Below are 13,977 nucleotides of genomic sequence, written 5' to 3'. Positions count from 1 at the left end.
CTGAGTGAAATCGCCCCTTACCCTGATTTTTTTAGCATTTATCGTACTGCTTAGTCCCGCCCTGGCGAAACGGCCGAATGTTATCGTTATCATGACGGATGATCAGGGTAACAATATTGGCTATCAAGGTAATCCCTATGTGAATACGCCGCATATCGACAAGCTAGCGTCGGAAGGGGTGAGCCTGAGCAACTTTCATCAGATGCCGATGTGTACCGCTTCGCGGGCGGGGCTGATGTCTGGGCAATACGCAGAGCACACGGGCGCATGGCGTACTAGCTTGGGGCGCACTATGATGCGTGGCGATGTTTACACCATTGCGGAAGCCTTCCGTGACAACGGCTACGCAACCGGACACTACGGTAAGTGGCACTTAGGCGACAATTGGCCGATGGCACCGCAGGACCAAGGCTTCGAGGATGTGGTGGGGCTGCGTTGCGGAGCGGCGGGACAGATTGCGGACTATTGGGGGAACGACTATTTCGACGATACCTACTATCGTAACGGAAAGCCGGAACAGTTCGAAGGCTACTGCACGGATATCTTCTTCAACGAAACCATGCGTTTTATCCGCGAGAAGAAGGACGAGCCGTTTTTTATCTACCTGGCCCCGAACATCACTCATCTGCCGTTGAACGTCGCCGAAAAATACTCGCAGCGACATATCGACAACGGCGTTAACGAGAAGCTCGCGATCCTCTACGGCATGATCGACAACCTCGACGAAAACATGGGGCGTCTGATGGATTGTCTCAAGGAAACGGGAGTCGATGAGAATACGATCATACTCATGACTACGGATGATGGCGTGCAGGGGGCGGCGGTTTCACAGACGCCAGATTATTGGAACATGGGTTTGCGTGGAAGAAAAGGTTCGCAGGAGGAAGGCGGGCATCGGGTCTTTTCTTATTTGCGTTGGCCGGGCGGAAAGATCGGGAAAGCGGGATCGAAAAACGACACGCTTATCTCAGTGCAGGACGTCTACCCGACACTGCTGGATCTCTGCGGTTTGCCAGCGCCCAAAGAGGTCTCCTTTTCCGGCCGCTCGTTCAAACCTTATCTAGCAAAACCGCTCGACCCTGAGGACGACGAACGCGCCATCTTTTTCTATTATTTCAACCCCAAGAATCTGGATCAGCGAGAGAATCAGACCTGCGTGATCTGGAAGAACTGGCGTTTGATTGCAAGTGAGCAACTTTACGACATATCCAAAGATTGGGGACAGAGACACGATGTCGCCGCGGAGTTTCCGGAGATTGTGGAGCATCTGCAGGAAAAGTTCGATGCTTATCACGCAGTAGGAAGGCGACTCGTACAGGAACCAGTGCGATTTGTCCTTGGTGACGATCGAGCGCCGATAGTGGATTTGACCAGTCAGGACGTCTATTGGCTTAAGGATGTATCCGGAGCTCAGGCTTTCGGTCAGAAGGATGCGGAGAGACTCAAACAGGCATATGGACCCTACAAGGTGAGAATTGCTCGCGATGGGAAATATACCTTCAAACTTTCACGCTATCCACTCTATACCGGCAAAACGCTCGGAGAGGGGCATCGGTCAGTGGGTAGCTTCGCCATCGAGAAAATTCGCCTATCCATAGCTGGGCAGACTGTTGAAAAGGTAGTGACCGCTGAGCATACCCATGCGAGCTTTACGTTGGAGCTGAAAGCGGGGGATGCGGACTTGGAAACGGCATTGATTGGGGAAGGCAAAGATGGTGTGGCCTACTTTGTGAGAGTGGAGTTCGAAGATTTGTGATTATGTGGAAATTTATTGTTCTACTAGCAGCGACGGTAAGTACGGCCTTTGCCTTTGGGAGTGAGAAACCCAATATCGTCTACATCTTAGCTGATGATATGGGACCGGGCGATGTGGTAGCCTATAATCAGGACTGCAAATTTCCGACTCCCAACTTGGATCGGCTCGCTATGGAGGGTATGAAGTTTATGGATGCGCATACCAATTCAAGCGTTTGCACGCCGACCCGCTATGGCATTCTCACAGGACGCTATGCTTGGCGGACGTATTTGAAAAGTGGGGTCGAACATGGCCATAGCATGCATATGATAGACCCAGAACGGGAAACCGTTGCTTCGCTGCTGAAGAAACACGGTTATGCCACCGCTTGTGTTGGCAAGTGGCATCTAGGTATGGATTGGACCAGTACGGACGGTAAGAGTATACGGGAGACTGCTCCATTAAATGTCGACTTCTCGGCTCCTTTGACAAATGGCCCCTTGGATCTTGGTTTCGACTATTTCTTTGGCATCTCCGCCTCCTTAAACATGGACCCGCATGCTTATATCGAAGGACGTGAGATACTGGGGACGCTTGAGTTTCTTAAGGATAAGGCCGAGGTGAAGAAGCGCGGCTTTACGGGAGCGAAACCTGGTTGGGCAGCCAAGGAGTTTGTGCAGAGCCAGGTGTTACCGGACTTTACAAGGAAGACTTGCGAATGGATCAAAGAGAAGGCTTCGGCGGAACAGCCGTTTTTTGTTTATATGCCGCTCAACTCCCCGCATTCGCCGATCGTGCCGAGCAGCGCGTTTGCAGGGAAGAGTGGGCTAAGTCCGCACGGAGATTTCTGCATGGAGACGGATTGGGCGGTTGGTGAAGTGCTTCGCACTCTTGAGGAAGCGGGCGTGGCTGAAAACACGATCGTGATCTTTACTGCCGACAATGGGACCTCCCCGGCGGCGAAGCTCGCCCCAATGCAGGAACGGGGGCATTTCTCCAGCTGGATTTATCGCGGCCTTAAGGGAACGACTTGGGAAGGTGGACATCGGGTGCCGTTTCTGGTCCGTTGGCCAAAGGGGATTGCGAAAGGGAGCGTATCGAAAGATTTGATTTGCACCACTGATTTGATCGCAACCTGTGCCGATCTGTTGGATACGAATCTTGCAGATAATGTAGGCGAAGACAGCGTGAGCTTTCTGCCCGCGTTGCAGGGTAAACGGATTCCAAATGTGGAAACCCGTGGCGTTGTGCATCACTCCGATAGTGGAGCGTTTGCGATACGACGAGGGAAGTGGAAACTGTTGCTCGACAATCGGGGTGGTTCCCGACGTGCGAACCCGAAGGATAAGCCTGTAGTTAACGCGGCGGATTTGCTGCTCTTCGACTTGGATGATGACCCGGGTGAAACGAGAAACGTGTCCCGAGAATATCCAGAAATCGTCGAAAGCTTAAAGAAGTTACTAGCTGAATACATCAACAGAGGGCGCAGCACCCCAGGGGCTCCTCAGAAGAACGATCCTTTGCCGAGAAACAAGGAGTGGAGGCAGGTCGACATTTTAGAGGAGTATCTCGATTAGCGTTGGATGGATGGGGTGTGGAAGCGAGGATCAGTGATCAAAGATCCTTCAGGAATTGTGATGGGGACTTTTGGTACTGTTTTTTGAAGCAAGAGCCGAAGTAGCTTAGGTCGTCCCAGCCGACTTGGTGCATGACTTCGGTGACGTTGAATTTTCCTGTACGTAGGAGCGTTGCCGCTTTCCGCATCTGTATCGATTTTATGAATTCGGTAGGGGTTTGGCCGGTGAGGGCTTTGATCTTCCGGTAGAGCGTCATGCGGCTCATGTTCAAGGAATCGGCTAGATCCTCGATAACCACCTTTTGTACGAGGGAAATTTCTTCAATCAGATCGACGACTTGTTTTATGAAACGATCGGTAGCGGATTCTTCGACCTTCTCTTCGATTTCAGTGGGAGCGGTGTGGTCGAGGTTGGATATCTTTTGCTGGAGTTTCTCTTGGAGGAGTCGGCGATTTTCCAGGATGGAGCTGAGGTATTGTTTGAGGATCGGGATGCGTACGGGCTTGTTGAGGAAGTGCTGGGCTCCGGATTGAAGGCCTTTCAGCTCGTGGTGGTCGGACTCGAGAGCGGTGAGGAATACGAAGGGGATGTGGCTGGTGGTAACGTCGTTTCGCACGAGGCGGCAGAAATCCCAGCCGTTTGTGTCGGGCATCAATACGTCGGATACGATGACGTCGGGGACGTGTTCGCGGGCTTTCTCGTAGCCTTGCGCTCCGTCGCTGGCTTCGATGACCGAGAAGATTTCTCCAAGTTCTCTTGAGATGAAATTCCGGATGTCGGAGTCGTCTTCGACGAGGAGAATTAGGTCACGCTTGTCGTCGTTTTGTTGCTGTACTGGTAATGGTGCAGCTTGGACTTGTGCTCGTTTGGGCGGCCTTTCTTGTAGGGGAAGTGTGACTACGAAACGGGTGCCTTTTCGTTTTGTGTTTTCGTCTCCGTCTGCGTTCGAGACTTCGATGGTGCCATGCATGGCATCGATTAGCGTTTTGGTGAGGGCTAGCCCGAGTCCACTGCCTGGAGTCTTCTCGCTGAAGTTACGGGCTCGGTAGAAAGGTTCGAAAATGAGAGCTTGTTGGTGGGGCGGAATACCGTATCCATTATCCTGGACGATGAGTTCAACCTTGGTGGTTTCGGTGCTCTTGAGGGAGACGACGATGGAGCCGTGATCGGGGGTGTACTTGATCGCGTTGACAAGAAGATTGTCTAGGACGGTTTCGAGTTTGCTGGTATCGATCCAGGCTTCGAGTGATTGGGCTTCGCCTTTGAATTCGAGAGACTGCTGTTTGTCGTTAGCCGAAGGGCGGTTCATTTCGATTTCAGAGTGAACAAAGGAGACCAAGTCGGTGTGGGCCCAGGCTTCCTGATGCTTGCCGAGTTCCGATTTTCTGAGGTCGAGTATCTGATTCACGAGGCGAAGGATCTTGCCTGCGTTTCGCTTTACGACCTTCAAGTCTTCTTGTTCGGAAGAGTCATCGGTTTTTCCGAGCAATCGATCGACGTGACCAAAGATGACGGTGAGTGGATTGCGTAGCTCGTGGGTGATGTTAGCGAAGAGCTCGACTCGGTAGTCTTCCAGCTCGATGAGGTGGCGAATGCGTTGGCGGACCAAAGTGAAGCCAAAGGTGATCAAGAGAAGAGCAACAAGAACGCAGGAGGCGATGAACCATGGAGTCTGCCAGATCGGGGGGATTACGTTAATTATGGCGACTGCTGGAGTGGGATCGATGTTTCCATCGATGTCGCGGGCCCTCACTTCTATGTGATGCTCACCGGTATTCAGATTACGGATAAGGGCGTTTGATTGTTTTTGGAATGGAGTCCAGTCGTCTGAGTCAATTCGGTAGGAGAATTCTAAATCGGATTGTTGAGTGATGGAGAACGGGTCGAAGCCTTCCCAGCCGACGAAAGAGTCAGATCCCTTTAGGATACGTTCTTGATGCTGTACGAGCCTGGTCTCTGGGGGCGTGGAGTTGGGAGTGTAACGTCGAGTGATAAAGTCGTAGCGGCTACTAGTGTCGTAGCTCAAGTCACCGGTGCTGCGGTAGAACCAGTTGCGCGGAAGATTATTGATCCAGACATCTCCCTGTTTGCTTACCTTTATGGTGCCGGCTTCCCGCTCGATCGAGAAGCTGTCGGGCAGTGCTCGGTTCGTCCAACTTCGTCCATCGTAGCGGGAGATTCCGCTGTTGGTCGCGGTCCAGAGCGTGTTTCTGGTTGAGTCGTGGGCGAGGCTCGAGATGTAGTTGTTGAGTAAGCCGTTCTCGCGGCTGTGAAGGATTTGTTTGTCTCCTTGGAGTTGGTAGAGACCGTGTCCCCAGAATGCTACCCATAGCTCTCGGGCGGGATTTGTAGCGATGGAGGAGGGAGTTGGGTTTCGCCGCCCTGGAAGTTCGGGGTAAAGGTATTGGGCGTTGGTTTGCTGGTTGGTTGAGAGATCGAATTCGACGAGTCCGCGTCCTCCGATGACAATTTTTCCCGAATCGGCTTCCGCGATTCTTCGAGTCAGAAAACGAAGGTCGTCTTGCGGTGGAATGTGTCGAGCTGAGTAGCTCCCGGCTTTTTTTCTGAATACGATGAGACCGCCTTCCCATTGCTCTTGTCCCAGCTCAGCGAAGGCGCCGTTGCCGAATACTATGTTGCCGTTTTCGAGTTCGAGAGACGCCTCGTGGGAAATGAAACGGCTGAATTTCGGAAAGGTCTCGCGAGTCCATTTTCCATTGGCGAGATAGCTGACCGCGGCGATTCGCTGGTGGCTGCCGGAAGCCCATATCGTTCCGTCGGAGGAACAGAAGATGGCGTTTGGCATGTCGATTACCTCTCCAACGTGTTTGGCCCATTGTTGGGTTTGAGGGGCGAAGGTGACGATCTCGCTGTCGACCGATATGAACCACTGCTTGCCGTTGTTGTCCTCGCACTGGAAACTGAGCCCGTAGTGACTTTGCCAGGTGTCGTCGGAAGCGTCGATTTCTATCAAGGGGCCGGTTTCGCTGCCTGTTATAATTCGGTCTGGCCCGCGTCGGAACGCGAATTGGAAGGTGAGTGGTATGGGGAACTCAGGAGCCTTCAGGACATCCCAATTGCCCTTATGGCGTACGGCGAGAGAGAAGCCAGACTGGATGAGCAGGCTCCCGTCTGCGGTGTCGGACATCCAGAACTGTTGGTTGCTGCCGTTGATTGGCGTAAGATCGAGCTCCGCCCAACTGTCGGATTCTGGAATGTAACGTCTTGCGGGATCCCGGTTTTTGGTCATCGCCCAGATCTCGCCCTGAAGCGTTTTGTGTAGGACCGTGCGGTTGTTTGGGTCGTCAGAGAGTTGGTAGTGGCCCCATTGCGACTTTGGGGCGATTCCGTCTTCGGTAATGGGGCAACGATAGATCTTCCCGGTGAGATGTTCGGCGAACCAAAGCTGATTGTTGTCATCGGTTGCGACACTCATGATGAAGCCATTCGCTCCTTCGACAGGCCGGATTTGCTCGTTTTCGATTTGGTAAAGACCAATTGGGGTGCCGACGAGGATAGTGCCTGATTTCGTTTGGGCGAAGGCGTTTGATTTGGCGAATGCGAGCCCTTCGTAGGGCAGGATCTCTGTGAATGTACCTTCTTTTAATGTGCGAAGTCCTTGGATCGTGGATACGTAGAGGACATCGTTCGCTGCGAACATTGAAAGCGGGAAGGCGGGGCCAAGTTCTTGAGGGTAGTGGTACTCAATCGGTTCGCCCCCGTCGTAGAAGTAGACTCGATCGACTCCAGCAAACCAGAGGGAACCGTTTTCTCCGTTGCATCCCGTTAGAATTACTTTGCCTTCGAACGGTTCGAGCGATCGCCACCTCCAGTTTTCTGTGATCGGAGATACTGTTTTCGGCTCGAACTCGACAGTTTGTTCAGCCGCGGTCGATTCGAATCCTGCTACGACCGCGAATAGGAAGCCGAATAGGGATGTGAGGCCGCGAACCGTCCGGAGTTTGAGAAGTCGCGGTGAACGGGACGGTGAACTGGAGTTCGTTTTTTGAGGGGTGTTCTTCAATGGGGAGTGTCGCTTTTTTAAAGGGAGCGGAATCGCTCGAGCGTCCGGCTAAATATTATGGCATGCGGGGGCTCATCTTCAAACGGGATTGGCAAAATGAACTACCCAATGTGTGTGCGAAAGAGGGCAGAGCGTTTGAGTTTTCCTCATCAGAGCGGTCCGTTTTGGGGGCGTCAATCCGCCAATTCGCTGTTGTGAGAGGTGTGTAACAATTTGTTGCGAACCTAGTAACAGCCTCTCTTTTAAGGTTGAATTCAACTTATTTGGAAGCGGGGAGTGATCCTCTTTGTGAGGGGTGTAAGTGTCTTATGGACAAGGGGAAAGGATGTGGGAGAGTTTTAATATCTTAATGTTACAGGGTTCCTATCGCCTGAAAGGGAATCCGAGGTATAAGTTTTCCCATCGATTGCTGCTAGTCAGATCCGTTCCCCAAATCTAACCCCCATAAGACACATTCGACTGCGTCGCGACAATTCTACTGTGATGAACCTGATTGATAAGCTTGTCGACGGACTGCTGATGCGAGGCTCCGGCCGTCGCGAGGTGGATAAGCTGAACAAGCGGCTGAAGGTCTTCTCAGGGCTACATGTGGCGCTTACGAGCCTCGTGCTCGCGGGGGTGGTTCTTGTGGGGATCCTTGTCTGGAAGGCCGCTTGATGTGGATGGCTTGGTGTATGCCAAATTACGATACGAAAAATTTACGACAGAATACGAATTTATGAAAACGATCCCCAAAACGTTATTACTCCTGGCTATGAGCTCGACCCTAGCCCACGGCATGGAGCTTTATGTTTCTCCGTCGGCGGATGCTCCGGGTGATGGAAGCAAACGGAACCCTTACTCAAGTGTTGCCGAGGCGCGTGATCATATTCGTGACCTGGATAGCGAAGAGCGTTTGCAGGATATCACGGTGTTCCTGAGAGGCGGTACTTACGCATTGGATGAGACGATCGTTTTCGATCTCCGTGATAGCGCTCCGGATGGGTATCAGTACTCTTATGTTGCGTATCGAAAGGAAGTACCTGTTTTTTCTTCGGGTGTCGCGGTAGAGGATTGGACAGTTGCTAAAGAGTTCCCAGAGAATTTTCCCGACGAGGCGAAGGGTAAAGTCTATGTGGCGGATTTCCCAGAGTCAGTGGATGCGTTTTATACTTTGTTCAAGGGGTATGAGCGGATAGCTCGTTCGAAGAAGGAGGGCTTTGAGATTCGCCCTTTAAAGCCGCTGCACCCGGTAAAGGATGCTGGTAAGAAGCTGGACCGTTCGCAGGAGTATATCGCTGCTCGCAGCATGAACGTTTACCACAACGAGGACCGTGGGCAATTGACGAAGTTCTATTTCGACGACCCGGACGGGATCTTGAAGGAGTGGGAGAGAATACAAGGGATCGAGATCGGCTTTGCCCCTGTGCCTTGGGGGATGAATATTGTGCCGCTTGAGTCGGTTGATCGCTCGGGGAACGTGGCTTATCTGGAAATCGAGGCGAACGCTCCTCCAGGCGCTAAACTCTCGCACACTAAGCCTTGGGTGGAGAATGCGATCGATTACATTTCCGAAGGGACCTTTGTAACGCTCAACGCAGAGCGGAAAATCTATTATTGGCCGAAGGATGGTAAGCGCCCGGAAGGTGTTGTCGCTCCGCAGTTGCTGGAGCTCGTGAAGGTCGAAGGCGATATCAACTACAACCGGCCGACGGACGTGCCGGTGAAGAACTTGGTTTTCAAGGGAATCACCTTTATGCACGCAGACCGTTATGCGTGGGATGGTGACCACAAGGGCTGGGGCATCCAGCACGACTGGGACAAGTTTGACGAAGCCAATGCGATGCTGCGCTTCCGCGGTGCGGAAGACTGCGAGGTGATCGAGTGTCGCTTTACTAATTCTGGCAATTCCGCAATCCGACTCGACCTGCACTGTCAAGGCATCCGGATAGAGAAGAACCTCATCGACTACGTTGGGCACATGGGGATCTTGCTCTGTGGATACGGTCCGGGTACCAAGGATGTGAACAAGAGGAATGTGATCACCAATAACCTGATACACCGCGTAGGACGCGTCATCAAACACGGTGCAGGAGTATTCGTATGGCAGAGTGGCGAGAACGTGATTTCCCATAACTTGATTCACAACGTGCCACGCAAGGGCATTGGCCTCTGCGGTGTACGTCTGCCGATTTTGACTAAGGACTGGTGCGACTTTGACGAGGCTTCGAAGACAATCCGCTGGGATGAGATCCGTGAGGATTTGGCGAAACGCTTTGATAGCCCTCCAGCATCCTTTGACGAGGAGTGGAAGCGTAAGACGCCTTACTTGCACGCGAGAAAGAATATCGTGGAGTACAACGAAGTGTACCGTGCTCTGGAGGAACTTGGCGATGGCTCGGTGTTGAACGTGTCAGGAGCTGGGGACTACAACGTGGTTCGCAACAACTATGTTCATCGTATCGCCAGCCATGCATCTGGAGTATTGCGTACCGATGACTGGCAACAGCATACGACGTTTACGGGCAATATCATCTACAAGGCGAACATATCCGGCATCGTTCACAAGGGCTACAACCATATCGAGAACAACAAGATCATTGACTGTAGTGTCATGGAGTTCATTCGCTTCGCGTCGTATCCGGATGAAGCTAACAACACTGGTTCTCGAATCAGGAACAACATTTTCTACGAGTCGGGCGACAAGGTTAACCTGTACCGTGAGTCCTATCGCGCTTCAGAGGGAATCTCGCTTCCTCATAACTGCGATACCGACTATAACCTGATGTGGTGTGCGGGGAAGCCTGAAGTCGTGGAAGACCATCTTAAGGTTTGGAGACGCAAGGGGGTTGAGAAAAACAGCCTCGCTGAAGATCCTCTGTTCGTTGGAATGGAGGATGAGGGGTTCCGTTTAGACAAGGCGTCACCAGCATTCGATCTCGGGTTCGAGGAAATCGATTTCGAGCGTATTGGTTTAACGGATGCGTATCCGAAGCGGTACTTGGAATTGGATGTGCCTGATGATGGCAGCGACGAAGATTTTCACCGTAATCGGGGGAAAAAGGTAAGCATCTACGATTTTTGGTGAGTCGAGTGCGAGCGATAAAAGCTAACTAGGATTTGGAAGCATTGTTTAATTAAGGATTTATATGAAGATTAGAAAAATGATAGGTTTCTCTGCGGCATTCGCTTTTACGCTCATGAGCGTTGAAAGCCTGCAGGCGAAAAAGAAGAAGCACTTTGAAGCGAGTGTCGAATCGTTGCAGTCCTATGAGTGTCCGGATTGGTTTAGGGATGCGAAGTTTGGCATTTACTTGCATTGGGGCGCGTACTCCGTTGCGGAGCAAGGGGAGTGGTATGCGAGGAATCTCTACATCGAAGGTCGACCTGAGTATGACCATCATGTGAAGACCTACGGTCACCCATCGGAATTTGGATACAAGGATTTCATTCCGATGTGGAAGGCGGAGAACTTCGATCCCGATGCCTTGCTCGCTCTCTTCAAGGAAGCCGGCGCCAAGTACTTCACACCTTGTGCGGTGCATCACGATAACTTCGATCTATGGGACTCCAAGTATCAGGAATGGAATTCGGTGAACATGGGGCCTAAGAAGGACCTGATCGGGATGTGGAAGGAAGCCACTCATAAAGCGGGACTTCGCTTTGGAGTGACGACTCACCTTTCCCGTTCTTACAGCTGGCTCAATACCGCGAATCAGGCCGATACGAAAGGACCAAAGAAGGGAGTTCCTTACGATGGCGCAAAAGGCGAGGGGAAGGGCCTGTATCCATCCAACGATGGACAGAGCACGCACCCAAGGGCTCCATTCGATGCTCCCCAGGAATGGCGGGACCTTTGGGTTAAGCGAGTGCAACAGCTCGTCGAAGACTATGAACCGGATCACCTTTACTTTGACTGCGCGGTTCCTTTTCGTGGCAGTGATGCGGGCCAGGCGGGCATGGAAGTCATTTCCCATTTCTACAACAACCGACCGGAAGGAGTCATGTGTATCAAGGAGCGCCCATGGCAGGGACTTTACGCGGACGGCATCGCGACGCTCGACTACGAGCGCGGCAAGGCCAGTTCTATTCTCGATGCACCCTGGCAAACGGATGACTCCATTGGATCTTGGGGCTACAGGGCAGGCTCGCCTTACATGACTCCAGACTTGGTCGTGGATAAGCTCATCGATATCGTATCCAAAAATGGGAACATGCTGCTTAACATTCCTATCAAAGCGGATGGAACCTTGGACGCGGAGGCAACTGCTTTGCTTAAAAACGTCGGCAAGTGGTTTGCAGTTAATGGCGAAGCCATCTATGGAACGCGACCTTGGTACATGTTTGGCGAAGGGCATAACCAGATTGGGCACAAGGATCTCGTTTCTCCGATGACTTCGAAGGATATCAGGTATACGACGAAGGGAGACACGCTGTATGCTCTCGTACTTGATTGGCCAAAGGGGAAGAAGCCGGTCGTTTTGCCGAACTTGGTTGAGATGAATACACGTATCAAAGATATCGTCAGTGTCGAACTGCTCGGCCACGAAGGTGATCTCGAGTGGGAAAAGCATGCTGACGGTTTGACGGTTCACTTCCCAGCCGAGAAACCATGTGATTACGCCTACGCGCTTAAGGTCGAATTTGCCGATTAGCGGGCGGTGTTTCGCTTCCCTAAGGTTTGAGGTGCAAGATGATTTGCTTTTAGCCGCTCCCTAGTGAGGGCTTTTTAGACACAGTCAGGGAAGAAGCGATAAGTTAGGGTATCCGCAGAAGGTTTATCTCTTGGAATTATCTTATGAAACGAATCACTGTATTTGCATTGTTGCTCGGAGCTCTATTGCAAAGTTCCTTGGTGGCAGGGGAATCTCGCTCGAAGGCGCTTGAGGAATGGAGCGCGATGAAGTTCGGGCTGTTCATCCATTGGGGGATTTATTCGATCCCGGCAGGCGTTTGGGATGGCAAGCAGATCGAGAAGTTGGGTGAGCAGATTCAGCGTCATGCGAAGATCCCGCACGACGAGTACGCTGCGCTAGCGGCTCAGTTTAACCCGGTCAATTTTGATGCCGATGAGATCGTGGCATTGGCTAAGAAGGCAGGAATGCGCTACGTCGTCCTTACTGCCAAGCACCATGACGGCTTCTGCATGTTCGAGTCGGAGCATACGGATTTCGACATCATGGATGCCACACCGTACAAGAAAGACATCCTCAAGCAGCTGGCGGATGCCTGTCGGAAGCATGGGTTGAAGCTCGGAGTCTATTATTCCACACCTGATTGGCGTTTTACGGGACCGTATCCAGAAATCAATCCGCATGACGGAAAGATTTCCGTTTTTGGGAAGGTCTCGAAAGCCAATGAGGATTTTCAGGTGGCGCAGCTAAAGGAACTCATGAGCAACTATGGCGACATTGTAGAATTGTTTTTTGATATGGGTGAGCCTACTCCAGAGCAGAGTAAGCGCTTTGCGGATACGGTTCGGGATCTGCAGCCAAGCTGCATGATCAATGGCCGGGTGATGAACAATCAGGGGGACTTCATAACGATGCCTGACAATCATATGCCGGACGTGCCGCTTACTGAGATTCCTTGGGAGTCGCCAGGAACCTTTTACCACACCTGGGGCTACAAATCTTGGGTGAAAGGCGATCCGTTAGAAAAGCAGGTGCCGGCACAGATCCAAAAACTGGTTACTATTGCTGCTCGTGGTGGAAACTTCCTGCTCAATATTGGACCCATGTCCGATGGCTCGGTTGTGCCTTATGAACGGGACGTTCTGAATGGAATTGCGGAATGGACCGCGAAGTATGGCGAGTCGGTCTTTGGTACCGGTGTGACGCCCTTTGCCAAGTCGCCTTGGGGTGAATGTACCACAGGAGAGGGCAAGCTTTACTTGCATGTATTCGATTGGCCGGAAGGTGGAAAAATCGAAGTGCCAGGTCTTCAAAATCCTGTTACCGCGGTTTATGCTCTATCAAATCCCGATAGGAATCTCCGTTACTCGAAAGGAGTTATCTCGCTGAAAGAAGTTGAGCGGGATCCTAGCGATACGGTGATCGTTGTGGAGTATGAGGAGCCGTTAAGTGTGGAACGGATTCGTTCAGAGCCGAAAGTGAACGGGACCTTGGTGCTGAAGGGCGAGGAGGCTATCCATCATGGCAAGTATGGCCGTGAAAGCTATCGTTCGATTTTGGCGGACTACTATCGGACTTGGGATGTCGGTTCGCTCGCGGCGGGAACGTATGACGTATCGCTTGTGTACAAACTGAAGGCGAAGGAAAAGGATTTTATGCTCGAAGTTGCTGGCGGAGAGCTAAGCTTTTCTCTCAAGGGAAAGGCCGACAAGGTGGAATCGTTCATCATGGACGGGAATGAGGAGATTTCCGAACTCGCCGACGACGCAAGCGGCAAGTGGCAACGAGCGACTATCGGAACGATCAATGTTCTGGAATCCGGAAACGCGACCGTGACGCTTCGCCAAGGCCAAGAGTTCGAGTTCAAAGCGACGCTCGACGAGTTCAAGAAACAGGATACGACTTATCGGTCTATGAAGCTCGACGTCAAAGCCCTCGTTTTCAGTAAAAAGTAGTCGAAGTTTTTGAGTTAGAGGCTGTCCAACTAAGCGAGAATTCCTGAATTGAAATAAGTGGGAGCGTGCTTGT

General features: G+C 51.9%; 7 protein-coding genes. 6 read left to right on the top strand and 1 reads right to left on the bottom strand.

Annotated features, from left to right (window positions below; all coding sequences use genetic code 11):
* Positions 1–4 precede the first annotated feature (4 nt).
* A complete protein-coding gene (locus tag JIN87_RS04120) occupies positions 5–1,756 on the top strand; it encodes an arylsulfatase (RefSeq protein WP_325176364.1) in 1,752 nt (583 codons plus the stop codon).
* Positions 1,757–1,758: 2 nt separating this feature from the next.
* A complete protein-coding gene (locus JIN87_RS04115; RefSeq protein WP_200354257.1) occupies positions 1,759–3,312 on the top strand; it encodes a sulfatase family protein in 1,554 nt (517 codons plus the stop codon).
* Between the two features lie 37 nt (positions 3,313–3,349).
* Here the strand turns inward: JIN87_RS04115 and JIN87_RS04110 are convergent, their stop codons facing one another.
* Complete coding sequence (locus tag JIN87_RS04110; protein WP_200354256.1) at positions 3,350–7,336, bottom strand: hybrid sensor histidine kinase/response regulator transcription factor; 3,987 nt, start codon at positions 7,334–7,336, stop codon at positions 3,350–3,352.
* 483 nt (positions 7,337–7,819) lie between these two features.
* Here JIN87_RS04110 and JIN87_RS04105 point away from each other — a divergent pair, with 483 nt between their 5' ends.
* The 4 genes from JIN87_RS04105 (at position 7,820) to JIN87_RS04090 (ending at position 13,904) form a co-directional block, all read left to right on the top strand.
* Positions 7,820–7,993: a hypothetical protein gene (locus tag JIN87_RS04105; RefSeq protein ID WP_200354255.1), complete on the top strand. Its 174-nt coding sequence runs from the start codon at positions 7,820–7,822 to the stop codon at positions 7,991–7,993.
* 97 nt (positions 7,994–8,090) lie between these two features.
* The gene (locus tag JIN87_RS04100; protein WP_200354254.1) at positions 8,091–10,403 is read left to right on the top strand and encodes a right-handed parallel beta-helix repeat-containing protein; all 2,313 of its coding nucleotides are present in this window, start codon (positions 8,091–8,093) and stop codon (positions 10,401–10,403) included.
* Positions 10,404–10,464: 61 nt separating this feature from the next.
* Positions 10,465–11,970, top strand: coding sequence for an alpha-L-fucosidase (locus JIN87_RS04095; RefSeq protein ID WP_200354253.1), 1,506 nt, complete (start codon positions 10,465–10,467; stop codon positions 11,968–11,970).
* Between the two features lie 143 nt (positions 11,971–12,113).
* Positions 12,114–13,904: an alpha-L-fucosidase gene (locus JIN87_RS04090; protein WP_200354252.1), complete on the top strand. Its 1,791-nt coding sequence runs from the start codon at positions 12,114–12,116 to the stop codon at positions 13,902–13,904.
* Positions 13,905–13,977: the final 73 nt, after the last annotated feature.

This window comes from Pelagicoccus mobilis, from assembly GCF_016595505.1.
Taxonomy (GTDB): domain Bacteria; phylum Verrucomicrobiota; class Verrucomicrobiia; order Opitutales; family Opitutaceae; genus Pelagicoccus; species Pelagicoccus mobilis.
The sequence above is the reverse complement of the archived record's forward strand: the minus strand, read 5'-3'. Positions and strand labels throughout refer to the sequence as shown.